This window comes from Streptomyces fungicidicus (assembly GCF_003665435.1).
GTDB lineage: Bacteria > Actinomycetota > Actinomycetes > Streptomycetales > Streptomycetaceae > Streptomyces > Streptomyces fungicidicus.
Map to the genome: position 1 here is coordinate 4,268,680 of NZ_CP023407.1, position 24,234 is coordinate 4,292,913.

The following is a 24,234-nucleotide window of genomic DNA, read 5'->3' on the forward strand; positions in this document are numbered from 1 at the left end:
GACCGGTACGGCACCACGGGCCCTCGCTCTCCGCGCCGCACGCCGTCCCGGCTTTCCGGCACATGGTGTGCTGCTTCGCGGGCTGCCGTGTGCCGCTGCTGGCTGTCGGTACGTACTGGCGGGGCCGGTGCTGGGGCGGTGCGGGTGCTCCGGGGGCGGTCAGGCCATCCAGCGGTCCGGGCGGGCGTCGCGGCGGCCGGTGCGGGAGCGTTCGGCCTGGGAGCGCAGGAGGGCCGCGGCCTCCCCGGCGTCGCGCAGGTGGGCCGTCACCGACTTGTTCGCGCCGGTGTCCACATGGACGTGCGCGACGCCCCGCGCCCGCTGCCACGGCCCCTGGGCCAGCCGCACGCTCTGCACCTTGGCGTGCGGCACCAGGGACAGGCTGCGCCGCAGCAGCCCGCGGCGGGTGGCGAACACCGCGTCGGTGACGGCGAGTCCGTACCCCCGCCACCACAGCGGAACGCACCACCGCGCGCGGCGCGGCGGCCGGGAGAACGCCTCGCGCGGGGGCACGTTCACCCCGGGCAGCACCCGCGCGACGACCGACTCGGCGAGCTCGCGCGGAGCGACGGGCAGCAGCAGCGAGTTGGACGACCCCGCCACGTCCAGTTCCACCCGCACCCACCCCCGCCGTCGCCACAGCAGCGGCTCGACCAGCCGCACCGCCTGCACCCGCCCCGGCGGCACCGTCCCGTGCGCCCGGTCCAGCAGCCCGTGGTCGATGCGCAGCCCGTCCGGCGACTCGCCCAGCGTCCAGTCGTACTCGGCGACGAACCGGCCCACGCTGCTCGCGCCCGCCGCGCCCAGCATCGGCACGGCCGCGGCGAGCACCGTCCACACGCTGTGGGTGGCCGTCCACAGCAGCGGCACCACGACGCCGGCGACGATGAGCCAGCCCCAGGTCGCCCCGGTCAGCAGCAGGGAGACGGCGAGGACGCCCGGCGGCACCCGCAGCATCTGCCGGGACGGCGCCTCACCCACCTCGTGCGCGGTCTCCGGCGCGAAACCCGCCGCCCGCGCCAGCAGTTCGGCGCGCAGCGCCCGTGCCTCGCCGGCCCCCAGGAACGCGAGCTCGTCCTTCTTGTCGGTCCCGATGACGTCCAGTTTGAGCTTCGCCACGCCGGCGACCCGAGCGAGCAGCGGCTGGGTGACGTCGATGGCCTGGATCCGCTCCAGCCGGATGTGCGCGGTCCGCCGGAACAGCAGCCCGGTACGGATGCGCAGTTCGCTCTCGGTCACCGCGAAGTGGGTGAACCACCAGGTCAGAAAGCCGTAGAGGGCCGCCGCCGGGATGAGCACGGCGAGGCCGATCAGCAGGGTGGTGGTCGTCAGCCGGGTCAGCTGGCGCTGCGCCTGGTCGGGATCGTGCAGCGCCCACCCGATGAGCACCGCGACGGGCGCCCACGCCCGCCTGAGCGGTGTGACGGGGTGCAGCCGCCTCTCGGTCACCGGCGGGCGGTCGCGCACGTCCCCCTGGACGTCCGGGGCCGTCACAGCCCCGCCGATCGGGCCTCGCCCAGCTCGGTGAGCCGGTCGCGCAGCCGTTCCGCCTCGGCCGGGTCGAGGCCGGGGATGGTGGCGTCGGTCGCCGCGGCGGCCGTGTGCAGCTGCACGCTGGCCAGCCCGAAGTGCCGCTCCGCCGGCCCGGAGGTGACCTCGACCAGCTGCATCCGCCCGTACGGCACGACAGTTTCCCGCCGCCACAGCACGCCCCGGCTGATCAGCAGGTCGTCGGCGCGCTCCGCGTACCGCCAGGAACGCCAGTTCCGCTCCAGCAGCACCCAGCCCCAGAGCAGCAGCGCCAGCGGCAGCAGCGCGAAGGCGGCCCAGCCGGGCCCGGCCAGCAGTCCCGGCACCAGCCCGGCGGCCAGGGTCAGCAGCCCCAGCCACACCACCAGCAGCAGCCGCCGCATCCTGAGCAGCCCGGGAGGCAGCGCGATCCACACCGGCTCCCCGCCGTCCGGGACCGCCGGCCCGCTCGTCGCCGCTGTCCCCGTTTCGTGCGGGCTCCCCGTCTCCATGGGGCCAGCGTACGTAGGGGAGACTGTGTTCATGACTCCTACGACGGAGACCATGGTCGGTATCGGCGGCGCGGCGGAGAGCACCGACATGGTGCTCAACATCGGGCCCCAGCACCCGTCCACCCACGGCGTGCTGCGGCTGAAGCTCGTCCTGGACGGCGAGCGCATCGTCCACGCGGAGCCCGTGATCGGCTATATGCACCGGGGCGCGGAGAAGCTGTTCGAGGCCCGTGACTACCGCCAGATCATCATGCTGGCCAACCGCCACGACTGGCTGTCGGCGTTCTCCAACGAGCTGGGCGTGGTCCTCGCCGTCGAGCGGATGCTCGGCATGGAGGTCCCCGAGCGGGCGGTGTGGCTGCGCACGCTGCTCGCCGAGCTGAACCGGGTCCTCAACCACCTGATGTTCCTCGGTTCCTATCCGCTGGAACTGGGCGGCATCACCCCGATCTTCTACGCGTTCACCGAGCGCGAGGAGCTCCAGCACGTCATGGAGGAGGTCTCCGGCGGGCGGATGCACTACATGTTCAACCGCGTGGGCGGCCTCAAGGAGGACCTCCCGGCGGGATGGACCACCCGTGCCCGCGCCGCCGTCGCCGACGTCCGCTCCCGGATGGACCGCTTCGACGACCTGGTGCTGGGCAACGAGATCTTCCGGGGCCGCACGCGCGGCGTCGGCGTGCTGTCCCCCCGCGCCGTGCACGCGTACGGCGTGAGCGGGCCCATCGCGCGCGGCTCCGGCGTCGACTTCGACCTGCGCCGCGACGAGCCGTACCTCGCCTACGGCGAACTGGGCGACGTCCTGAAGGTGGTGACCCGCGAGGAGGGCGACTGCCTCGCCCGTTTCGAGTGCCTCCTGGAGCAGACCCACAACGCCCTCGACCTCGCCGACGCCTGCCTCGACCGGCTCGCCGAGCTGCCGCCCGGTCCGGTCAACCAGCGGCTCCCGAAGGTCCTCAAGGCCCCCGAGGGGCACACGTACGCGTGGACCGAGAACCCGCTCGGCATCAACGGCTACTACCTGGTCAGCAAGGGCGAGAAGACGCCGTACCGGCTGAAGCTGCGCTCGGCGTCGTACAACAACATCCAGGCGCTCACCGAGCTGCTGCCGGGGACGCTGGTCGCGGACATGGTGGCGATTCTCGGGTCAATGTTCTTCGTCGTCGGCGACATCGACAAATAGGTCCGCCGCCCGCGCGAGCCCGACCGGCTGCACCAGCCACCCGAAGTCGCCGAGACCGCCCGGCGCGGTGAGCTCGGCGGCCTCCCCGGCGCCCGCCAGGGCGCGCACGTAGCCGGCGGGGTCGGTGGCGGCCAGGGTGAGCGGCGGGCGCGCGCCGCTCACCCCGAGGGCGCGCAGGGCGTCGCGCTGCGCCAGCAGCAGCGCGCCGGGGAGCGGACCGGCCGCGGCGCACGCGTCCAGGGCGACATGCGCGGTGAGGTCGCACGACCCGTCCGGCACGGGTGCCGTCTCCCGGCCCTCCCGGAACGCGGTGAGCGTCCCGAACGGCGGCCGCGACACGGCCGTGTGCGCGTAGTCCACGGCGACGGCCAGCCCCCGTGCGACCGTCCCGGCGGCCGCCGCCCAGGCGCGGTCCCGGGGCAGCCCGATCTCCGCGCGCAGCCCCTCCTCGCCGCCCGGTGGCCACCACCGTGCCAGCCACTCGGCGTCCGGGCCCGCGACCGGCTCCCCGAGCAGCTCCGTGCCGTCGTCCCGCACCAGCACCAGCCGCGGGACGCCCGCCGCGTCCACCTCGGCGACGTTCAGCGGCACGTTGTCCAGCCACTCGTTGGCGAAGAGCAGCCCCGTGATCCCCTCCGGGGGCTCCGCCCGCCACCCGATCCGGGGATCGAGCCCGGCGGGCCGGCCGGTGAGCTCGACCGCGTACGCACGCGTGCGGGCCGCCACCCCGGCGGGCAGCGCGGCGAGGACGCCGGTGACCAGTTCGCCCCGCCCGGCCGCCATGTCCACGAAGTCGAGCACCGCGGGCCGCCCCAGCGCCTCGTCGACCCGGCACAGCAGCCGCGCCACGGCGCCGGCGAACAGCCGCGAGGCGTGGACGGAGGTACGGAAGTGCCCGGCCGGGCCCTCGCCGGGCCGCCGGTAGAAGCCGCCCGGCCCGTACAGGGCCTCCTCGGCCGCCGCCCGCCAGCCCCGCGCGCCGCCCTCCGCGGCCCCCGCCACCTGCCCGTCGTCGCCTGTCACCGGGCCAGACTAAGCGCGCGGATATGCCCCGCCTCCACCTTGCGGAGTACACGTACCGACCGGGGATCGGCCCTCCGGTTGACCCCTGCACGCATCCGGCAAACCTACGCTGGGTTACGTGCAGCGCCTCTATGACTTCATCCGCAGACACCCGACGTGGGTCGACGGCTTCTGGGCCGTGGTCCTGTTCGGGATTTCGGTCCTCAGCGGAACGACCATGGAGGAGTCCCGGGGGACGGACCTGCCCGCCCTCACCGTGCCGGTCATGCTGCTGCTGTCGCTGGTCGTCACGCTGCGCCGCCGGATGCCCGAGCGGATGCTGCTCCTCGCCCTCGCGGTGGGCCTGGGACAGCTGATCGCGGACGTGGCGACGCTGCCCGCCGACTTCGCCCTGCTGGTGATCGTCTACACGGTCGCGGCGGTCGGGGCCCGCTGGGCCTCCCGCGTCGCGCTGACCGCCGGCCTGTGCGCCGCGCCCCTCGCGCAGCTGCGCTGGCCGACCGAAGAGGCGAGCACGGCGCAGAACCTCGCCATCATGGTCCTCCAGACCGTGCCCTTCGCCCTTGCCTGGGTGCTCGGCGACTCCATCCGCACCCGCCGCGCGTACTTCGCGCAGCTGGAAGAGCGTGCCGCCCGGCTGGAGAAGGAGCGCGAGGCGCAGGCGAAGGTGGCGGTCGCCGCCGAACGCGCCCGGATAGCCCGCGAGCTGCACGACGTCGTCGCGCACAACGTGTCGGTGATGGTGGTGCAGGCCGACGGCGCCGCCTACGTCCTCGACGCCGCCCCCGACCAGGCGAAGAAGGCCCTGGAGACCATCTCCTCCACCGGCCGCCAGGCCCTCGCCGAGATGCGCCGCCTGCTGGGCGTGCTGCGCACCGGCGAGCACCAGGAGGCCGGGGAGTACGTCCCGCAGCCCGACGTGCAGCAGATCGAGGATCTCGTCGAACAGTGCCGGGGCTCCGGCCTCCCGGTGGACTTCCGGGTCGAGGGCACCCCGCGCCCGCTGCCCAGCGGCGTCGAGCTCACCGCGTACCGCATCGTGCAGGAGGCGCTCACCAACACCCGCAAGCACGGCGGCCCCGACGCGGGCGCCAGCGTGCGCCTGGTGTACTTCGACGACGGCCTCGGCCTCCTAGTGGAGGACGACGGCAAGGGCGCGCCGCACGAGCTGTACGAGGAGGGCGGGTTCGACGGCCAGGGCCACGGCCTGATCGGCATGCGCGAGCGGGTCGGCATGGTCGGCGGCACCCTGGACGCGGGTCCGCGGCAGGGCGGAGGATTCCGCATCAGTGTGCTGCTGCCGCTCAAACCCGCGCATTGACGCCCGCGCACGCCCCTTGTTGACACCTGTCACGCCCCCTGCGGCTGCTGACGACCGAACGGAAGAAGAGGCCCGATGACGATCCGCGTGATGCTCGTCGACGACCAGGTGCTGCTGCGCACCGGGTTCCGGATGGTGCTCGCCGCCCAGCCGGACATGGATGTCGTGGCGGAGGCGGGCAACGGCGTGGAGGCCCTGGAGGTGCTGCGGTCCACCGCCGTCGACGTGGTGCTGATGGATGTCCGCATGCCCAAGCTGGACGGCGTGGAGACGACCCGGCGGATCTGCGCGGACACCGATCCGCCGAAGGTGCTGATCCTCACCACCTTCGACCTCGACGAGTACGCCTTCTCCGGGCTGAAGGCGGGCGCGTCCGGCTTCATGCTCAAGGACGTGCCGCCGGGCGAGCTGCTCGCCGCGATCCGCGCGGTGCACAGCGGCGACGCCGTGGTCGCCCCCTCCACCACCCGCCGGCTCCTGGACCGGTTCGCGCCGATGCTGCCCGGCACGGGCAAGCAGGCCGAGCACCAGGAACTGGGACGGCTCACCGGGCGCGAGCGGGAGGTCATGGTGCTGGTCGCGCAGGGCCTGTCCAACGGCGAGATCGCGGCCCGGCTGGTGCTCTCCGAGGCCACCGTGAAGACCCACGTCGGCCGCATCCTGACCAAGCTGGGGCTGCGGGACCGGGTGCAGGTGGTCGTCCTCGCCTACGAGACGGGTCTGGTGCGGGCCGGCGGACACGGCTGAACGCGCGGCCGCGCGTCGGTAGGGTGCGCGCATGCTTCTGTGGATCAACGGGCCCTTCGGGGGCGGCAAGACGCAGACCGCACATGAGATACGGCGCCGTCTGCCGGGCAGCGTCGTCTGCGACCCGGAGCATCCGGGGTTCGGCCTGAACCGCATGCTGCCGCCCGGACTGCGCGGCGACTTCCAGGACTTGAGGTCCTGGCGGCAGGGCGTGGTCGAGGTCCTCGACCTGACCCTCACCCGGCACGAGGGCGTGGTGATCGCGCCGATGACCGTCACCGATCCCGGGCACTTCGCGGAGACCGTGGGCCGGCTGCGCGAACTCGGCCACGACGTCCACCACTTCACCCTCCTCGCCGAGCGCGAGACGGTGCTGCGGCGGCTGCGGGAGCGCGGCCTCGGCCGCCTCCTCGGGTCGGTCCTGGGCAACGCCGCCCTCCGCCGGGAGAGCTGGGCGGTGCGGCGGCTCGACGACTGCCTGGAGCGGCTGCGCGAGCCGGAGTTCGCCGAGCACCTGTGGACGGACCGCGTCACGGTGCCGAGAACGGCCGACCGCATCGCCGTGCTCGCCGGCCTGACGCTGCGCCCCAACCACGAGGGCCGGCTGCGGACCCGGCTGCGGCAGGCGGGCGTGGGCATCCGGCACATCCGCCTCGACTGATACGCGGGGTGCGCGCCGTCAGCGCAGGATCCCCTCCAGGAAGTCGCTGCCGAGCCGCGCCACGACCGTCACGTCCAGCTGGTGCAGCACATACCGCCCGCGGCGGCGCGTGGTGAGCAGGCCGGCCTTCTTCAGCACGCCCAGGTGCCGGGATATCTCCGGCGCCGTCATACCGTGCGCCTGGGCCAGCTCACTGGTGGTGTACGCGCTGCGGGCGAGGTTCCGGCACATGCGCATACGGACCGGGTGGGACAGCGCGGTCATCCGCAGGGCCAGCTGCCCGACCGTCTGCGGGGCGGCCAGCTCCGGGGAGCCGACCGGGTAGTGCAGCACCGGCTGCCAGCCGTACCGGTGCAGCACCATCAGGTGCGGCCAGCCGAGGCTGGTCGGGATCAGCAGCAGCCCGCCGTCGCCCGTGGCCGTCCGGCCCTCGCCCAACTTGTCCACGGTGATCCGCCCCGCGGCCTCGTCGACCGTCACCGCGGGCGACACCGCCGTCAGCGCCCCGGCCGGCCCCTTGTGCCGGAGCAGGTCGGTCTTGTGGCGGGTGTCCGCTGCGAGCTGGTGCCGCAGCCGGGACCAGGTCTCGGCGAAGAAAGCCTCGTCGCAGTCCTCGAGGAACTGCCGGAGCCGGCCCCGGATCCCCGGCGGGTCGGACAGCAGCCGCTCGGTGAACTCCGTCTGGCGCGGCCCCCGCGCGGCGGCCAGCTCCAGCGAGCGGCGCCTCAGCCCCGCGTCGGTGAGCGGCCCGGCGCCCGGCAGGCCGTAGGGGAGCGCGCAGGTGAACTCCAGGGCGGCGTCCACGAACTGCTCGTCGGACAGCTTGTCCAGCAGGTCCAGGTCCTCCGCGAGGGTGCCGCCCGGGAGCGTGGTGCGGCCCGGAACGCCGGCGCACGGCAGGAACAGGTCCGAGAACGTGCTGCGCCACAGGAAGTCCGCCTCGCACATCCGGTCCGCGAGGTGCGGGTCCAGGCGTGCGGTCACGCCGGTCGCCCAGGCCTGCAGCCCCGGGTGGTGTCCCGGCTCGGACAGCGCGTGCAGCGCCATGCCCAGCTCCGCCAGCGGGGAGGGCACGACGGCGACCTGTTCCGGCCGCAGCCCCGAGATGTCGATGTGCACGCCCATGCCCACATGGTGCACGAGCCCTCGGGGGCGCTGCCCCCGAACCCCCGCTCCTCAAACGCCGGAGGGGCTGAAGTCAGCCCCTCCGGGGCGAGAGAGGTCAGGCCTGGACCAGCCGCCGGGCGAACTGCACCGCCGCCCCGCGTACGTCGTCGGCGGTCCACTCGAGGCCCGCCGCCCGCACGTACACCTCCGTGAAGGACAACCCCGGCCCCTTGGCGTCCCAGTGGTTCGCGAAGAGCACCGCCCCCGTCTCCTCCGCCACCGCGATCGCCACCTCGGCGGCCACCTCCGCCTCGTACGGCAGCCACACCTGGAAGTCGTGAGTGTGCGGCACCTCCGGATGCACCCGGAACCAGGGCAGCCCCCCGGCCTCCAGCCCCTCCCGCAGCGCCCCGGCCACCACGCGCGCGTGGCGGACGTACTCCGGCAGCCGGGGCAGTTCCCGCTCCAGGCCGATCAGCGCGGACAGCGCGGTCGGGAACTGCTGGAAGACGTTGCCCCCGTACCGGTGCCGCCAGGCCCTCGCCTCGTCGACCAGCGTCGCGGGCCCGGCGAGGGCCGCGCCGCCGAAGGCGTCGAGGGACTTGTAGAACGACACGTAGACGCTGTCCGCGAGACCGGCGATCTCCTCCAGCGGCCGCCCGAAGTGCTCGGTGCACTCCCACAGCCTGGCCCCGTCGAAGTGGACGACCGCCTCGCGTTCCCGCGCGGCGTCCACCACCCCGGTCAGCTCCTCCCAGGTGGGCAGCACGAAACCGGCGTCCCGCAGCGGAAGTTCCAGCATCAGCGCCCCGAAGGGCTCCTCGAAGTCGCGTACCTCGGCGGCGGTCGGCAGCCGGGGCTCGTTCGTGATCCGCACCGGACGCAACCCGCTGACCTGGCTGAACGCGTTGCGCTCGTACACCTCCGGGTGGCTGAGCGGATGCAGGGCCACCGCCGGGTCGCCGGTGCGGCCGGCCCAGCAGCGCAGGGCCACCTGCTGGGCCATGGTGCCGGTCGGGAAGAACGCGGCGGCCTCGGTGCCCAGCAGCTCCGCGACCCGCTTCTCCAGCGCCTCGACGACGCCGTTGCCGTAGATGTCGGACGTCTCGTCGAGGTCGTACACGTCGCCCGCCGCCGCCAGCAGGGCCAGCCGCTCGCCGAGCGGGGCGAGGAAGCCGAGGCGGGCGAGCACCCGCGGGGCGCTGCGCCAGGCGGCTATCCGCCGCTCGCGGGACGTCGGCGCCGCCGCCGTGCCCGCCGCGTCCCCCTGGCCCCGCTCGTCCTCGTGGCCCCGCTCGTCCCCGGTCCGTGCCTCGTCGGTGCCGTCCGTCGTTTCCGTCATGCCCGCGATCATCCCGCGTCCCGGCCCGCGCGGGCATCCACATTTCCGCACGCGGGTGTGGTGCGGCGGCGCACGGAAACCCACAGCCTGTGGACAACCGACCGCCCCCGGAACCGATCGCGTTAACATGACGAGAAATCGTCCGGTACCCCGAGCGGACTGGAACGGGAAGGCCCCCGCTGCGTGAACACAACCCCACAGCCAGACCCCCAGGACCGCCCCGCGCGGCTCACCGTCGGCGTCGTCGGCGCCGGACGCGTGGGCCCCGCCCTCGCCGCGTCGCTCCAGCTCGCCGGGCACCGCCCGGTGGCGGTCTCCGCCGTCTCCGAAGCCTCCCGCAGGCGTGCCGAGCAGCTGCTCCCCGACGTGCCGGTGGTGCCGCCCGCCGAGGTCCTGCAGCGGTCCGAGCTGGTCCTGCTGACCGTCCCGGACGACGCCCTGCCGGAACTGGTCTCCGGACTCGCCGACACCGGCGCGGTACGGCCCGGCCAGCTGCTCGTGCACACCTCGGGCCGCTACGGCGCGAGGGTCCTCGACCCCGCCCTGCGGGCCGGAGCCCTGCCGCTCGCCCTGCACCCCGCCATGACGTTCACCGGCACCCCCGTCGACGTGCAGCGCCTCGCCGGATGCTCCTTCGGCGTCACCGCCCCCGAGGAGCTGCGGCTGGCCGCCGAGGCCCTCGTCATCGAGATGGGCGGCGAGCCGGAGTGGATCTCCGAGGAGAACCGCCCGCTCTACCACGCCTCCCTCGCACTGGGCGCCAACCACCTGGTCACCCTGGTCGCCCAGTCCCTGGAACTGCTGCGCACCGCCGGAGTCGGGGCACCCGACCGGATGCTCGGCCCGCTGCTCGGCGCCGCCCTGGACAACGCCCTGCGCTCCGGCGACGCGGCCCTCACAGGCCCGGTCGCCCGCGGCGACGCCGGCACGGTCGCCGCGCACGTCACCGAGCTGCGGCGGCACGCGCCGGGGGCCGTCGCCGGCTATCTCGCGATGGCCCGCGCGACCGCCGACCGCGCCCTCGCCCACGGCCTGCTGAAGCCGGAACTCGCCGAGGACCTGCTCGGCGTCCTCGCCGACGAGGCCGCCGGGGCCGACGGCACCGGAAGCACCGGATCCACGCCGGGGGAGGACCGATGAGCGGCACACCCCGCCCCACCGCCCACCCCCGCCGCACGACGCCGCGCGCGTCCCGGAACGGAGCCGCCCGATGACCGCCACCCTGCTGCGCACCGCCGCCGAACTGCACACACGCGCGCGGAAGGGCCGCCGCGCCGTCGTGATGACCATGGGCGCGCTGCACGAGGGCCACGCGACGCTGATCCGCACCGCGCGGAAGGCGGCGGGCCCCGACGGCGAGGTCGTGGTCACCGTCTTCGTCAACCCGCTGCAGTTCGGCGCGGGCGAGGACCTGGACCGCTACCCGCGCACCCTGGACGCCGACCTCGACCTCGCCGGACGGTCGGGCGCCGACGTCGTGTTCGCCCCCGCCGTGGACGAGGTCTACCCGGGCGGCGAACCCCAGGTCCGCATCACCGCCGGCCCCATGGGCGCCCGCCTGGAGGGCGCGTCCCGCCCCGGCCACTTCGACGGCGTGCTCACCGTCGTCGCCAAACTGCTCCACCTCACCCGTCCCGACCTCGCCCTGTACGGCCAGAAGGACGCCCAGCAGCTCGCCCTGATCCGCCGCATGGTGCGGGACCTGAACTTCGGCCTGGAGATCGTCGGCGTGCCCACGGTCCGCGAGGAGGACGGGCTCGCCCTGTCCAGCCGCAACCGGTACCTCTCGCCCGCCGAGCGGCGCACCGCGCTCGCCCTCTCCCAGGCCCTGTTCGCCGGCCGCGACCGGCACGCGGCCCAGCAGGCGCTGCGCGCGCGGGCCAGCGCGGTGCCCACCACCCGTGCCCGTGCCGAGGCGCTCAGCGCGATCGGGGAGTCCCGCGCGGCGGCCGACGCGCACGCCGTCGCCACGACCGCCGGCGGACCGGCGGCCCTCCTGGCGACCGCCCGTCTGGTCCTCGACGAGGCCGCCCGCCTCGAACCGCCCCTCGCCCTGGACTACCTGGCCCTGGTCGACCCGTCCGACTTCACCGGGATCGGCGACGACTTCACCGGTGAGGCCGTCCTCGCCGTGGCCGCCCGGGTGGGCGCCACCCGCCTGATCGACAACATCACCCTGACCTTCGGATCCTTCGGAGACGCCGCGTGACCAGCACAGGCATACGCCCGCCCGTCGCCCGCCCCCGGCTGCACGCGCCGGCGCCCGGGTGGTCCATCGCCGCGGACGTCGTGGTCGTCGGCTCCGGCGTCGCCGGCCTCACCGCCGCACTGCGCTGCGAGGCCGCGGGACTGACGACGGTCGTCGTCACCAAGGCCCGCCTCGACGACGGCTCCACCCGCTGGGCGCAGGGCGGCATCGCCGCGGCCCTCGGCGAGGGCGACACCCCCGAACAGCACCTGGACGACACCCTGGTCGCCGGCGCGGGCCTGTGCGACGAGGAAGCGGTCCGCCTCCTGGTCACCGAGGGCCCCGACGCCGTACGCCGCCTCATCGCGACCGGCGCGCACTTCGACGAGTCGACCGACGGCGCCCTCGAACTCACCCGCGAGGGCGGCCACCACCGCCGCCGCATCGCCCACGCGGGCGGCGACGCCACCGGCGCGGAGATCTCCCGCGCCCTGGTCGAGGCGGTCCGAGCCCGGGGACTGCGCACCATCGAGAACGCCCTCGTCCTGGACCTCCTCACGGACGCCGGGGGCCGCACCGCCGGCGTCACCCTGCACGTCATGGGCGAGGGCCAGCACGACGGCGTGGGAGCCGTCCACGCGCCCGCCGTGGTCCTGGCGACCGGCGGCATGGGCCAGGTCTTCTCGGCCACCACGAACCCCTCCGTCTCCACGGGCGACGGCGTGGCCCTCGCGCTGCGCGCGGGAGCCGAGGTGAGCGACCTCGAGTTCGTCCAGTTCCACCCCACCGTGCTCTTCCTCGGCCCGGACGCGGAGGGCCAGCAGCCCCTGGTGTCCGAGGCGGTACGCGGCGAGGGCGCCCATCTCGTGGACGCCGACGGCGTGCGCTTCATGCAGGGGCGGCACGAGCTCGCCGAACTGGCGCCCCGGGACATCGTCGCCAAGGGCATCATGCGCCGCATGCGGGAGCGGGACGCCGAGCACATGTACCTCGACGCCCGCCACTTCGGCGCCGAGATGTGGGAGAACCGGTTCCCCACGATCCTCGCCGCCTGCCGCGCCCACGGCATCGACCCGGTCACCGAGCCGGTCCCGGTCGCCCCGGCCGCCCACTACGCCTCCGGCGGCGTCCGCACCGACTCCCACGGGCGCACCACCGTCCCCGGCCTCTACGCGTGCGGCGAGGTCGCCTGCACCGGAGTGCACGGCGCCAACCGCCTGGCCTCCAACTCCCTCCTCGAAGGCCTGGTCTACGCCGAGCGCATCGCCGCCGACATCGCGGGCGCCGGGGACGCCCTCGCCGCCCGCGTGCCCCAGCCGCTCCCGGCCGCCGAGCGGCCCGCGTACCCGCTGCTCCCCGCCGAGGCCCGCCTCACCATCCAGCGGGCCATGACCCGGGGCGCCGGCGTCCTGCGCTCCGAGGAGTCCCTCGCCGGGGCGGCCGACCGGCTCCACCGGCTGCACGCCGACGCCCGCGACGCCCTCGACGAGCACGGCAAGACGGCCGAGCCCGGCGTCGACACCTGGGAGGCGACCAACCTCCTGTGCGTGGCCCGGGTCCTGGTCGCCGCCGCGCGGCAGCGGGAGGAGACCCGCGGCTGCCACTGGCGCGAGGACCGTCCCGAACGCGACGACACGACCTGGCGCCGCCACATCGTCGTACGGCTGAATCCCGACCGATCGCTGGCGGTGCGCACCACCGACACCACAGACTTCCCCCCGACCCTCCCTCAGCCCCAGGAGCAGTGACAGCAGTGACCACCCCCGACCTTCCCCTCGTGTCCTCCGGCGGCTGTGGCGACGGCTGTGGCTGCGGCGCCGACGAGGAGACCTACCTGGAGTGCGGCCTCGACCCCGCGCTCGCACAGCTCCTGGCCGACGCGGGCCTCGACCCGGTCGAGGTCGAGGACATCGCCAACGTGGCGCTCCAGGAGGACCTGGCGCACGGCGTGGACGTGACCACGGTCGCGACCATCCCGGAGGACGCCGTCGCCACCGCCGACTTCACCGCGCGGGAGGCGGGCACCGTGGCGGGCCTCAGGATCGCCGAGGCCGTCATGTCGGTCGTCTGCACGGAGGAGTTCGAGGTCGAACGCCACGCGGAGGACGGCGACCGCGTCGAGGCCGGCCAGACCCTGCTCTCCGTCACGACCCGCACCCGCGACATCCTCACGGCGGAACGCAGCGCCCTGAACCTCCTGTGCCGCCTGTCCGGCATCGCGACCGCCACCCGCGCCTGGGCGGACGTCCTCGAGGGCACCGGAGCCAAGGTCCGCGACACCCGCAAGACCACGCCCGGCCTGCGCAGCCTGGAGAAGTTCGCCGTGCGCTGCGGCGGCGGCGTCAACCACCGCATGTCCCTCTCGGACGCGGCCCTGGTCAAGGACAACCACGTGGTGGCCGCGGGCGGCGTCGCCGAGGCCTTCACCGCGGTCCGCGAGCGCTTCCCGGACCTCCCCATCGAGGTCGAGGTCGACACCCTGCACCAGCTCCGCGAGGTCCTGGACGCCGGCGCCGACCTGATCCTGCTGGACAACTTCACCCCCGCCGAGTGCGCGGAAGCGGTGGCCCTCGTCGACGGCCGCGCCGCCCTCGAGGCGTCCGGCCGCCTCACCCTGGCCAACGCCAAGGCGTACGCGGACACGGGCGTCGACTACCTGGCCGTGGGAGCCCTGACCCACTCCTCCCCCATCCTGGACATCGGCCTCGACCTGCGAGCGGCGGAGTAGGACCGGCCATGCTGCTGACGATCGACGTAGGCAACACACACACCGTCCTGGGCCTCTTCGACGGCGAGGACATCGTCGAACACTGGCGCATCTCCACGGACGCGCGCCGCACGGCGGACGAGCTCGCGGTCCTCCTCCAGGGCCTGATGGGCATGCACCCGCTGCTGGGCGAGGAGCTCGGCGACGGCATCGACGGCATCGCCATCTGCGCGACGGTCCCGTCCGTGCTGCACGAACTCCGCGAGGTCACCCGCCGGTACTACGGCGACGTCCCCGCGGTGCTCGTCGAGCCGGGCGTCAAGACCGGGGTGCCGATCCTCACCGACAACCCCAAGGAGGTCGGCGCGGACCGCATCATCAACGCGGTGGCGGCGGTCGACCTCTACGGCGGCCCGGCCATCGTCGTGGACTTCGGCACGGCGACGACGTTCGACGCGGTGAGCGCCCGCGGGGAGTACATCGGCGGCGTCATCGCGCCCGGCATCGAGATCTCCGTCGAGGCGCTCGGCGTCCGCGGCGCGCAGCTGCGCAAGATCGAGGTGGCCCGGCCGCGGAGCGTGATCGGGAAGAACACGGTCGAGGCGATGCAGTCCGGCATCATCTACGGGTTCGCCGGTCAGGTCGACGGCGTGGTCAACCGGATGGCGCGGGAGCTCGCGGACGATCCCGAGGACGTGACGGTCATCGCCACGGGTGGGCTGGCGCCGATGGTGCTGGGGGAGAGCTCGGTCATCGACGAGCACGAGCCGTGGCTGACGCTGATGGGACTCCGCCTGGTGTACGAACGCAACGCGTCCCGCCTGTAGCCCGGCGTGGGTGCGGGCCGGGGGGTGTCGCGCAGCCCGGCGCTTACGGGGTGCCGCCGCGCCCACCCGTGCCGCCCTGCGGCACGACTGCCCGCGGAGACGGCGGGTGCGGAGGCGTGGCTGCCGGCGACGGCGGGGAGGGGGTGGGGCGGGGGTGGTCGCCCGCAGTGGCTGGCGCGTCCGCGCCCTGTACCCCTTCCAGCGGGGCCAGTCGCGCCAGTCCGAGGACGTCCACCCCCGCCCCGCCCCCGCACCACCCACCCACCCGCCCCACCCACCCACGCAGCCGAGCGGGTGGCACCCCCACGCCACACCCACCCCCTATGCGTTGTTTGTCTGATTAGCGCGTATCGTCGCGGCATGCCCACGCCCTACGGATCCCGCGGCGGCATGGCGTTCGGCGCGGAGGAACTGCGCGTGCTCCGCCGCGCTCTCGCCCTCGCCCTGCACCCCACCCCCGCCTCGGCCGACGACGTCCAGGACTGCCTCCGCCTCGTCGACTCCCTGGACGAGGCGACGCGGGAAAGTGCCCGGCTGCGCGCCTTCCTCCTGGCCGACCTGGGCCGCTACCGCGCCGCCCTCCCCGGTACCGCCGCCGGCTACCTCACCCTCCTGGAAGAGGCGCTGGGCGCCGGCTACCGCCCCCACCCCGACGACCTCGCCGCCCTCCGGGCCCTGCGCGGCAACCCCACCGCCGCCGCCCTCCTGCGCCACTGCCGCCGCACCCACCTCCTGGCCCTCCCCGGAGGCCGCGCGGCCGCGGACGACCCGGCGAAGAAGAAGGACCCGGCCCAGAAGCCCGCCACCCCGGCCCCCGCCCCCGCCCCCAGCCGCCCCGCCCCGTCCCCCCGGCCGGCCCGCCCCGTCCCCACCCCCGGCGAGGTCTTCCCCCGCCGCAAACCCACCCCGCCCCCTCCGAACGAGCACCTGGCCGCCGGCTGACGGCCCCCGCTGGCCTACCCTGGGTCCATGGACTACGTCTCCGCGCTCCTCCCCCCGGCCGTCATGGCCGTCCTCTTCGTCGCCGTGATCCGGGTGATCGTGAAGACCCAGGGTGGCGCCAACAAGACCAAGGAAGACGCCGCGGTCGACGCGGCCCTCGCCCGGGTCGAGGCCTCCCGCCCCACCCCCGGGACCGACGCCTGACGAGCCCCACCCACCGCACCCCTCCAGGGCGTACGACTCCAGGTCGTACGCCCTTTTTGTGCGCGTTCACCCCGCCTCGCGCCCGTCCGGCACGCCATTGCCGGGATCTCCCACTATTGTTCTGAGTTGTGCCTCGCCCATTGGGAGAACTCGAAGACGCGGTCATGACGCGGGTGTGGAAGTGGAACCGCCCGGTGACCGTTCGGGAAGTCCTGGAAGATCTTCAGAAGGAACGGTCCATCGCGTACACCACGGTGATGACCGTTTTGGACAATCTCCATCAGAAGGGCTGGGTGCGCCGAGAGGCGGAAGGCAGGGCCTATCGATATGAGGCGGTCTCCACTCGCGCCGCCTACGCCGCGGCGCTCATGAACGACGCGTGGTCGCAGAGTGACAACGCCGCCGCCGCTCTCGTCGCCTTCTTCGGCATGATGAGCGAGGAACAGCGCCAGGCTCTCACCGACGCGGTCCGCATCGTGCAGCTCCCGGAAAGCCCCGCCGGCGAGAACCCCGGCTCGGCGGAGGACGGGAGCGGACGATAGCGTCCGCACATGTCCGCAGACAGCCCCGAAGTCACCGCAAAAGCCATCACGGTCCGGCGGGCCCGTACCAGCGATGTCCCCGCCGTACGCCGGCTCCTTGACGCCTACGTCCGCGGGCGCATCCTGCTCGACAAAGCGACGGTGACTCTTTACGAGGACATCCAGGAGTTCTGGGTCGCGGAACGGGACGACAACGCGGAGGTCGTCGGCTGCGGCGCCCTGCACGTGATGTGGGAAGACCTCGCGGAAGTGCGCACTCTCGCGGTGAAGCCGGGCCTGAAGGGCGCGGGCGTCGGGCACCGGGTGCTGGAGAAGTTGCTGGACACCGCCCGCTGGCTCGGTGTTCGCCGGGTTTTCTGCCTGACCTTCGAAGTGGACTTCTTCGGCAGGCACGGCTTCGTGGAGATCGGTGAGACCCCGGTCGACACCGATGTGTACGCGGAGCTGCTTCGTTCCTATGACGAGGGCGTCGCGGAGTTCCTCGGTCTCGAACGCGTGAAACCGAACACCTTGGGCAACAGCCGGATGCTTCTGCATCTGTGATCTGCACGGGGTGCCCTATGTCCGAAACGCGCATGTTTCCGGGCCCGGTGCCGGCCGCGGGTCTCTCCCAGGGGTTTGTGTTTTTACGGCAAAAGCGGTTTGCTTTCCGCAGTACTGCAGTACTGGATATAACAAGGGGCGGCGATACGGCGGACGCCGGCACACCCCGGCCCTCAAGTTATCGATGAAAGGAAATCCGGTGGCACAGAAGGTTCAGGTCCTTCTTGTCGACGACCTCGACGGTGGCGAGGCGGACGAGACCGTGACGTTCGCGTTGGACGGCAAGACATACGAGATCGATCTCACCACCGCCAATGCGGACAAGCTCCGCGGCCTTCTCGATCCTTACGTGAAGGGCGGTCGTCGTACCGGAGGCCGTGCTTCGGGCGGGCGCGGAAAGGCGCGTGCGTCTTCCGGTGGCAGCCAGGACACCGCGGCCATCCGCGCCTGGGCGAAGGAGAACGGTTACGAGGTCAACGACCGCGGCCGGGTCCCCGCGTCCATCCGCGAGGCCTACGAGAAGGCCAACGGCTGACCGTCGGCCTCTGCCGCGGCGGCACCCGCCCGCCGCAGCCGGACCCGGTGGATCTGCGTCGCCACCGTGTTCACCAGCCGCACGAGATCCGGGGGACCGGCACTGTCACCCTCCGTACCCCTCGTGCCCATCGCCGACAGCGTCGGCAGCGAAGCCTCGACATCGCGTTCCGGCCCGGGGGGCCGCAGCCATACGGCGGCCCCCTGCGAACCGCCACGGCCCAGGGGAAGCGGCCGCCCGGCGACAGCACCCGGGCCGGAAGCGGCCTCCCCGCCGAACGCGGAAACCCCGCCGAACGCGGCCTCCTCACCGAACGCGGCCCCGCAGCCGAAAACGGCTTCCTCACCGGACAAGGGGCCCCCGCCGACCGCGGAAACCCCGCCGAACGCGGCCCCGCAGCCGAACACGGCCTCCTCACCGGGCAAGGCGCCCCCGCCGACCGCGACACCGCGACCGAACACGGCACCGGACGGCCAGGGTGCGTCCATGACACCCCCCGCCCCGACCGCCACGAGGTCCAGCTCCACCGCACCCCAGTCGAGCCACTCCAGCAGCCCCGGCAGCTCCTCCGCGCTGCCCGCCGCCACCAGCAGCCGCATCCGCCCGCCGCACAGCGCCACCGGGAAGCGCCGCCAGGCGGCCCCGGAAGAGCCGCCGCACGGCCGCCCCAGACGCTCCAGCGCCGCACCTCCCGCCTCCGCGGGCAGGTCCAGCACGTCGAAGCGCACACCGGCCGCCAGCCGCAGCGGCGCCCCGGGCACCGTGGGCCACCCCAGCGCGTCCTCGTACCAGAGGCGCAGTTCGCCGGCGCTCGCCGGGAGCGGCCGGCGGGGAAACGGCACTGTGGGGGCGACGGTCCGGACCATGCCCGGCGCAACCGCCGCGGAACCCCACGGGTTACGCTGGGTACTCCCACGTGAGCACAGGGTGTCGAACAAGGGGGCGCGAGGGGGTGAGGGGTGGTGCAAGGTTGTTCGCCCGTAGCGGAGGGGACCCGTGCACTCGGCATGGACTGTCAGTAGCAGCGGGTAAGACATCCCTAGTGGGAGGGGGCGACACGCAGGACGGGAGGCTCTCCGTTCGCCATGGGCGTACTGGCGAAGGGGGTAACTGCCTGGCCTGCGGGAACATCGTCTCGCACCATCGGGTTGGAGCAGATGTCGGCGTGAGCGGGGTCAGGAGGCCATCGACGGTGTCGGCAGTTGGAATGAGCGGTCCCCGCTTGCGGGACTAAGCTGCGGAAGGACAGGGAGGGGAAGTTCCCCCCACTGCCTGACCGCTCTGAGGAGCGATTAACGATGTTCGAGAGGTTCACCGACCGCGCGCGGCGGGTTGTCGTCCTGGCTCAGGAAGAAGCCCGGATGCTCAACCACAACTACATCGGCACCGAGCACATCCTCCTGGGCCTGATCCACGAGGGTGAGGGTGTCGCCGCCAAGGCCCTTGAGAGCCTCGGGATTTCGCTCGAGGCGGTCCGCCAGCAGGTGGAGGAGATCATCGGGCAGGGCCAGCAGGCCCCGTCGGGTCACATCCCCTTCACCCCCCGTGCCAAGAAGGTCCTGGAGCTGTCGCTCCGCGAGGCCCTTCAGCTGGGCCACAACTACATCGGCACGGAGCACATCCTGCTCGGCCTGATCCGTGAGGGCGAGGGCGTCGCCGCCCAGGTCCTGGTCAAGCTGGGTGCCGACCTCAACCGGGTGCGGCAGCAGGTCATCCAGCTGCTCTCCGGTTACCAGGGCAAGGAGACCGCCACCGCCGGCGGTCCTGCCGAGGGCACGCCCTCCACGTCCCTGGTCCTCGACCAGTTCGGCCGGAACCTCACCCAGGCCGCTCGTGAGTCCAAGCTCGACCCGGTCATCGGGCGCGAGAAGGAGATCGAGCGGGTCATGCAGGTGCTGTCCCGCCGTACCAAGAACAACCCGGTGCTGATCGGTGAGCCTGGCGTCGGCAAGACCGCCGTCGTCGAGGGCCTCGCCCAGGCCATCGTCAAGGGCGAGGTGCCCGAGACCCTCAAGGACAAGCACCTCTACACCCTGGACCTCGGTGCCCTGGTCGCCGGCTCCCGCTACCGCGGTGACTTCGAGGAGCGCCTGAAGAAGGTGCTCAAGGAGATCCGCACCCGCGGCGACATCATCCTGTTCATCGACGAGCTGCACACGCTGGTCGGTGCGGGTGCCGCCGAGGGCGCCATCGACGCCGCCTCGATCCTCAAGCCGATGCTGGCCCGCGGTGAACTGCAGACCATCGGTGCGACCACGCTGGACGAGTACCGCAAGCACCTGGAGAAGGACGCGGCCCTGGAGCGCCGCTTCCAGCCGATCCAGGTCGCGGAGCCGTCCCTGCCGCACACGATCGAGATCCTCAAGGGCCTGCGCGACCGCTACGAGGCGCACCACCGCGTCTCCATCACGGACGAGGCCCTGGTGCAGGCGGCGACGCTCGCCGACCGCTACATCTCGGACCGCTTCCTGCCGGACAAGGCGATCGACCTGATCGACGAGGCCGGCTCCCGGATGCGCATCCGCCGGATGACCGCGCCGCCGGACCTGCGCGAGTTCGACGAGAAGATCGCCGGCGTCCGCCGCGACAAGGAGTCCGCGATCGACTCGCAGGACTTCGAGAAGGCCGCCTCCCTGCGCGACAAGGAGAAGCAGCTCCTGGCCGCCAAGGCAAAGCGGGAGAAGGAGTGGAAGGCCGGCGACATGGACGTCGTCGCCGAGGTCGACGGCGAGCTGATCGCCGAGGTCCTCGCCACGGCGACGGGCATCCCGGTCTTCAAGCTCACCGAGGAGGAGTCCAGCCGTCTGCTCCGCATGGAGGACGAGCTGCACAAGCGGGTCATCGGCCAGGTCGACGCCGTCAAGGCGCTGTCGAAGGCGATCCGCCGTACGCGTGCGGGTCTGAAGGACCCGAAGCGTCCCGGTGGCTCGTTCATCTTCGCCGGCCCGTCCGGTGTCGGTAAGACCGAGCTGTCCAAGGCGCTCGCCGAGTTCCTCTTCGGCGACGAGGACGCGCTGATCTCCCTCGACATGTCGGAGTTCAGCGAGAAGCACACGGTCTCGCGTCTCTTCGGTTCGCCCCCCGGCTACGTGGGCTACGAGGAGGGCGGCCAGCTGACGGAGAAGGTGCGCCGCAAGCCGTTCTCGGTCGTCCTCTTCGACGAGGTCGAGAAGGCCCACCCGGACATCTTCAACTCGCTGCTGCAGATCCTGGAGGACGGTCGCCTGACCGACTCCCAGGGCCGGGTCGTGGACTTCAAGAACACGGTCATCATCATGACGACCAACCTCGGCACCCGGGACATCTCCAAGGGCTTCAACCTGGGCTTCGCCGCCGCGGGCGACACGAAGACCAACTACGAGCGCATGAAGAACAAGGTCCAGGACGAGCTCAAGCAGCACTTCCGGCCCGAGTTCCTCAACCGTGTCGACGACGTGGTCGTCTTCCCGCAGCTCAGCCAGGACGACATCCTGCGGATCGTCGACCTGATGATCGACAAGGTGGACGAGCGCCTGAAGGACCGGGACATGGGCATCGAGCTCTCCCAGTCCGCCAAGGAGCTGCTCTCCAAGAGGGGCTACGACCCCGTCCTGGGCGCCCGGCCGCTGCGCCGGACCATCCAGCGGGAGATCGAGGACTCGCTGTCGGAGAAGATCCTCTTCGGCGAGCTGCGTCCCGGTCACATCGTGGTCGTGGACACCGAGGGCGAGGGCGACACCGCGACCTTCACCTTCCGCGGCGAGGAGAAGTCGGCGCTGCCCGACGTCCCGCCGATCGAGCAGGCGGCCGGCGGAGCCGGCCCGAACCTGAGCAAGGACGCGTAGCCGCCGCGCTCGGCCGGAAGCACCAAGGGGTCTGCCCCGGGACATCCGTCCCGGGGCAGACCCCTTTTCCGTGCACGCCCGGGCGGGCTCAGGAGAGTTGGCCGTCGTAGTCCGGCAGCTTGAACGTCTTCTCCGCGTGGCCGCCCGACAGGTCGGTCGGGCTGTTGCCGATGTTGGCGATGATCGTGTAGCCCTTCGACTCGATGTCGGCGCGCTGGGCCGTCTTGTAGTCGGCGACGTTCTTGAACAGGTCGAGGAAGCCGCGGACGTAGAGCCCGGAGGACTCGTAGCCGGCGCGGTCGAGGTTCCACTCGGTGGGCGCGTGGATGATGCCGGGGCGGGCGGTCACGAAGAACAGCGCGACACCCCGCTCCTCCGCGTACCGGGCGACCTCCAGGACCGGCTCGTTGGCCGGCTGGGGGAAGCTGAAGCCGAAGTCGGTCTCCAGCGCGGTGTTGTCGATGTCGAGGACGATCGCCTGCTTCTCGCCCGGCCCGGTGTCGCCGATCCGCTGCTTCAGATAGGGCAGGGCCTGATCCATGACCGCCTGGCAGTCCCGCTGCCAGGTGTCGTAGTCGACGGCAGCCGCCGCGGCCGCGGCCCTCGTCGGGGAGCCGGCCGGTGCGGCGGGGGTGGATGCCTCGGCCGGTGCGGCCAGGGCCACCAGGGCGGCCGCGGAGACGGCGGTGACCGATGCGCGGCGGAGCCAGGAGTGTCGGCTTCTCATAGTCGTGGGGGGTCCTCTCACGTCCGTAACGCTGCCAACATGGCGTGTGCATGCTCGTCTGCGAGGGTGACGCGAGGTGAACCGTAGGGTTACCGGGCGGTAGGTGCATAGAGGCCTGCGCCACATTTATGGAAAGGCCGAACCCGGTCGCCGGTGACATGCTGCACAGGCGCCATGTCCGGTACTAGCCGGAATAGTGGCTGACACTCTCCAATAAAACGGACATTTGGCCACGCACTCTGATCGATCAGCTTCAAATAGGGGGTTTTGCCCGGTAAGGGTGCTGTGTCAAGAGATCTGCATCTCAGTGCTGGAGTACGAACTTTCGTCGTAGGTCACACCTTTGCGCCGTTATGGCCGGAGGGGCTACCAATGAATCACCACCGAGGCGCGGCTCCGTCCGCCGGGTGGTTTTCCTACGCCCCCTTCCTGATGAGGTCCGTATGTCCCAGCGCGTCACGTCCCGTTCCTTCCGCACCTCCCAGATCCGCACCCGCGCGGCCGTGCTGGCCGCCGGCCTGGGGGCCTCGGTCGTGATGGGAGCCGGGGTCGCGGCCGCCGCCGACACCACGGCCGCTTCCGGCGCCGCCGGCGCCGTCCAGGCGCAGGCCGCCGCTCAGGCCAAGGCCGCGAAGGCCCAGGCCGCGCAGGCCGAGAAGGCCGCCCAGGCGAAGAAGGCCGCCGCCGAGAAGGCGGCCAAGGCCGAGAAGGCGGCGAAGGCCGCCGCCAAGAAGAAGGCCGCGTCCTGGATCGACCCGGTGAAGAGCTACAAGCTGTCCGCGAGCTTCGCGCAGAACGGCGGCATGTGGGCGCACAAGCACTCCGGCCAGGACTACGCCGTCCCGACCGGCACCGCGGTGATGGCCGCCCACGGCGGCACCGTGGTCAAGGCCGGCGGCAACGGCGCCGGTGACGGTCCGGCCTACGGCAACGCCGTCGTGATCAAGCACGGCAACGGCACGTACTCCCAGTACGCGCACCTGTCGCAGGTCGACGTGAAGGTCGGCCAGGTCGTCAAGACCGGCCAGAAGATCGCCCTGTCCGGCAACACCGGCAACTCCAGCGGTCCCCACCTGCACTTCGAGATCCGCACGACTCCGAACTACGGCTCCGCCGTGGACCCGGTGAAGTTCCTGCGCGCCAACGGCGTGACGGTCTGACCCTCACCGGCGGACAGTGCCTAAGCGCCCCCGGACCCCCGGTGGGCCTGGGTGATCAGATCGATGGCGACCTCAAGGACGGCCTTGCGCTTCTCCTCGGGGTCGCTTTCGACGTCCTGGAGGACGTGCATCCCCGCATGCATGGTGAACAGCGCGCTGACGCAGCGCACCTGGTCGACCAGGTCGGCGTCCGGGTCCATGAGGATGTCGCGCAGCCCGAGCATGCGGGTCTTGAACATCTCGCCGATGCGCAGCTCGCGGATCGTCGCCTGGTTCTCCTGCATGAAGCGGAAGAGCGGGGCGGCGCCCATGAGCGCCTGGCTGTACCGGCGGATGATCTCCTGCTTGGTCTCCAGTGAGTGCGGCTGCTGCCGCCCCCACTCGATCAGGTCCTCCATCGGCCGGGAGAGGTCCTCGAAGATGCCGACGAGGATCTCTTCCTTCGTCTTGAAGTGGTAGTACAGCGCCGCCTTCGTGACGTCCAGGCGCTCGGCGATCTCGCGCAGTGAGGTCTTCTCGTAGCCCTGCTCCGCGAAGAGTTCGAGCGCCACGTCCTGGATGCGCTGGCGGGTGTTCCCGCGGCGCCGCTGTTTGGTGCCGTCCATGGTGTCGCCCATTCTCCCGCTCGCC

At 72.6% G+C, this 24,234-nt stretch carries 24 protein-coding genes; 16 read left to right on the plus strand and 8 right to left on the minus strand.

What is annotated here, in order from left to right; translation table 11 throughout:
* Positions 1-159: 159 nt before the first annotated feature.
* Positions 160-1,494 (minus strand): PH domain-containing protein, encoded by a 1,335-nt coding sequence (locus CNQ36_RS19545; RefSeq protein ID WP_121546943.1) that lies wholly within the window; start codon positions 1,492-1,494, stop codon positions 160-162.
* Positions 1,491-2,021 carry a PH domain-containing protein gene (locus tag CNQ36_RS19550; RefSeq protein WP_121546944.1) on the minus strand — a complete coding sequence of 177 codons (531 nt, stop codon included), beginning with the start codon at positions 2,019-2,021 and terminating at the stop codon, positions 1,491-1,493. The genes CNQ36_RS19545 and CNQ36_RS19550 overlap by 4 nt, the downstream gene beginning before the upstream one ends.
* 31 nt (positions 2,022-2,052) lie before the next feature.
* Here CNQ36_RS19550 and CNQ36_RS19555 point away from each other — a divergent pair, with 31 nt between their 5' ends.
* On the plus strand, positions 2,053-3,204 hold the full coding sequence (locus CNQ36_RS19555) for an NADH-quinone oxidoreductase subunit D (protein ID WP_121546945.1): 1,152 nt from the start codon (positions 2,053-2,055) through the stop codon (positions 3,202-3,204).
* On the opposite strand, the gene CNQ36_RS19560 is transcribed toward CNQ36_RS19555, so the two are convergent.
* The gene (locus CNQ36_RS19560; protein ID WP_121546946.1) at positions 3,169-4,227 is read right to left on the minus strand and encodes an SAM-dependent methyltransferase; all 1,059 of its coding nucleotides are present in this window, start codon (positions 4,225-4,227) and stop codon (positions 3,169-3,171) included. The genes CNQ36_RS19555 and CNQ36_RS19560 overlap by 36 nt on opposite strands.
* Before the next feature lie 118 nt (positions 4,228-4,345).
* Between CNQ36_RS19560 and CNQ36_RS19565 the strand changes: the two genes are divergently transcribed.
* The 3 genes from CNQ36_RS19565 to CNQ36_RS19575 all read left to right on the plus strand — a co-directional run bounded on the left by CNQ36_RS19565 (position 4,346) and on the right by CNQ36_RS19575 (position 6,956).
* Positions 4,346-5,548 carry a sensor histidine kinase gene (locus CNQ36_RS19565; protein ID WP_121546947.1) on the plus strand — a complete coding sequence of 401 codons (1,203 nt, stop codon included), beginning with the start codon at positions 4,346-4,348 and terminating at the stop codon, positions 5,546-5,548.
* Positions 5,549-5,623: 75 nt separating this feature from the next.
* A complete protein-coding gene (locus CNQ36_RS19570) occupies positions 5,624-6,295 on the plus strand; it encodes a response regulator transcription factor (protein WP_121546948.1) in 672 nt (223 codons plus the stop codon).
* A gap of 31 nt (positions 6,296-6,326) precedes the next feature.
* Positions 6,327-6,956, plus strand: coding sequence for an AAA family ATPase (locus tag CNQ36_RS19575; RefSeq protein ID WP_121546949.1), 630 nt, complete (start codon positions 6,327-6,329; stop codon positions 6,954-6,956).
* An 18-nt stretch (positions 6,957-6,974) separates the two neighbouring features.
* On the opposite strand, the gene CNQ36_RS19580 is transcribed toward CNQ36_RS19575, so the two are convergent.
* Both CNQ36_RS19580 and CNQ36_RS19585 read right to left on the minus strand, forming a co-directional pair.
* Positions 6,975-8,081 (minus strand): DUF5937 family protein, encoded by a 1,107-nt coding sequence (locus tag CNQ36_RS19580; protein WP_121548523.1) that lies wholly within the window; start codon positions 8,079-8,081, stop codon positions 6,975-6,977.
* A 97-nt stretch (positions 8,082-8,178) separates the two neighbouring features.
* Positions 8,179-9,405: a threonine aldolase family protein gene (locus CNQ36_RS19585; RefSeq protein ID WP_228313017.1), complete on the minus strand. Its 1,227-nt coding sequence runs from the start codon at positions 9,403-9,405 to the stop codon at positions 8,179-8,181.
* 183 nt (positions 9,406-9,588) lie between these two features.
* On the opposite strand from CNQ36_RS19585, the gene CNQ36_RS19590 reads away from it, so the two are divergent.
* From CNQ36_RS19590 to CNQ36_RS19635, 10 genes are all read left to right on the plus strand, one after another.
* Complete coding sequence (locus tag CNQ36_RS19590; protein ID WP_121546951.1) at positions 9,589-10,545, plus strand: Rossmann-like and DUF2520 domain-containing protein; 957 nt, start codon at positions 9,589-9,591, stop codon at positions 10,543-10,545.
* Positions 10,546-10,615: 70 nt separating this feature from the next.
* Positions 10,616-11,614 (plus strand): pantoate--beta-alanine ligase, encoded by a 999-nt coding sequence (gene panC / locus CNQ36_RS19595; protein WP_121546952.1) that lies wholly within the window; start codon positions 10,616-10,618, stop codon positions 11,612-11,614.
* Positions 11,611-13,341 carry an L-aspartate oxidase gene (locus CNQ36_RS19600; protein WP_176117884.1) on the plus strand — a complete coding sequence of 577 codons (1,731 nt, stop codon included), beginning with the start codon at positions 11,611-11,613 and terminating at the stop codon, positions 13,339-13,341. Before panC ends, CNQ36_RS19600 begins: the two co-directional genes overlap by 4 nt.
* Before the next feature lie 5 nt (positions 13,342-13,346).
* Positions 13,347-14,321 carry a carboxylating nicotinate-nucleotide diphosphorylase gene (gene nadC / locus CNQ36_RS19605; protein WP_121546953.1) on the plus strand — a complete coding sequence of 325 codons (975 nt, stop codon included), beginning with the start codon at positions 13,347-13,349 and terminating at the stop codon, positions 14,319-14,321.
* An 8-nt stretch (positions 14,322-14,329) separates the two neighbouring features.
* A complete protein-coding gene (locus CNQ36_RS19610) occupies positions 14,330-15,127 on the plus strand; it encodes a type III pantothenate kinase (RefSeq protein WP_121546954.1) in 798 nt (265 codons plus the stop codon).
* Positions 15,128-15,487: 360 nt separating this feature from the next.
* On the plus strand, positions 15,488-16,069 hold the full coding sequence (locus CNQ36_RS35030; RefSeq protein WP_121546955.1) for a hypothetical protein: 582 nt from the start codon (positions 15,488-15,490) through the stop codon (positions 16,067-16,069).
* Between the two features lie 27 nt (positions 16,070-16,096).
* Entirely contained in the window at positions 16,097-16,273 is a 177-nt protein-coding gene (locus tag CNQ36_RS19620; protein WP_121546956.1) for a hypothetical protein, read from the plus strand.
* A gap of 164 nt (positions 16,274-16,437) precedes the next feature.
* Positions 16,438-16,815 (plus strand): BlaI/MecI/CopY family transcriptional regulator, encoded by a 378-nt coding sequence (locus CNQ36_RS19625; RefSeq protein ID WP_004928058.1) that lies wholly within the window; start codon positions 16,438-16,440, stop codon positions 16,813-16,815.
* A gap of 9 nt (positions 16,816-16,824) precedes the next feature.
* Positions 16,825-17,358, plus strand: a complete 534-nt coding sequence (locus CNQ36_RS19630; RefSeq protein WP_004928055.1) for an amino-acid N-acetyltransferase — start codon at positions 16,825-16,827, stop codon at positions 17,356-17,358.
* Between the two features lie 199 nt (positions 17,359-17,557).
* Complete coding sequence (locus tag CNQ36_RS19635) at positions 17,558-17,893, plus strand: histone-like nucleoid-structuring protein Lsr2 (RefSeq protein WP_004928054.1); 336 nt, start codon at positions 17,558-17,560, stop codon at positions 17,891-17,893.
* Here the strand turns inward: CNQ36_RS19635 and CNQ36_RS19640 are convergent.
* Entirely contained in the window at positions 17,872-18,735 is an 864-nt protein-coding gene (locus CNQ36_RS19640; RefSeq protein ID WP_228313019.1) for an SCO3374 family protein, read from the minus strand. The genes CNQ36_RS19635 and CNQ36_RS19640 overlap by 22 nt on opposite strands.
* Positions 18,736-19,191: 456 nt before the next feature.
* Here CNQ36_RS19640 and CNQ36_RS19650 point away from each other — a divergent pair, with 456 nt between their 5' ends.
* Positions 19,192-21,717: an ATP-dependent Clp protease ATP-binding subunit gene (locus CNQ36_RS19650; protein WP_004928050.1), complete on the plus strand. Its 2,526-nt coding sequence runs from the start codon at positions 19,192-19,194 to the stop codon at positions 21,715-21,717.
* An 88-nt stretch (positions 21,718-21,805) separates the two neighbouring features.
* Here the strand turns inward: CNQ36_RS19650 and CNQ36_RS19655 are convergent, their stop codons facing one another.
* The gene (locus CNQ36_RS19655) at positions 21,806-22,444 is read right to left on the minus strand and encodes an HAD family acid phosphatase (protein WP_121546958.1); all 639 of its coding nucleotides are present in this window, start codon (positions 22,442-22,444) and stop codon (positions 21,806-21,808) included.
* Between the two features lie 443 nt (positions 22,445-22,887).
* Here CNQ36_RS19655 and CNQ36_RS19660 point away from each other — a divergent pair, with 443 nt between their 5' ends.
* Positions 22,888-23,604, plus strand: coding sequence for a M23 family metallopeptidase (locus CNQ36_RS19660; protein WP_040906489.1), 717 nt, complete (start codon positions 22,888-22,890; stop codon positions 23,602-23,604).
* A gap of 20 nt (positions 23,605-23,624) precedes the next feature.
* Here the strand turns inward: CNQ36_RS19660 and CNQ36_RS19665 are convergent, their stop codons facing one another.
* Positions 23,625-24,221 (minus strand): TetR/AcrR family transcriptional regulator, encoded by a 597-nt coding sequence (locus CNQ36_RS19665; protein ID WP_206278474.1) that lies wholly within the window; start codon positions 24,219-24,221, stop codon positions 23,625-23,627.
* Positions 24,222-24,234: the final 13 nt, after the last annotated feature.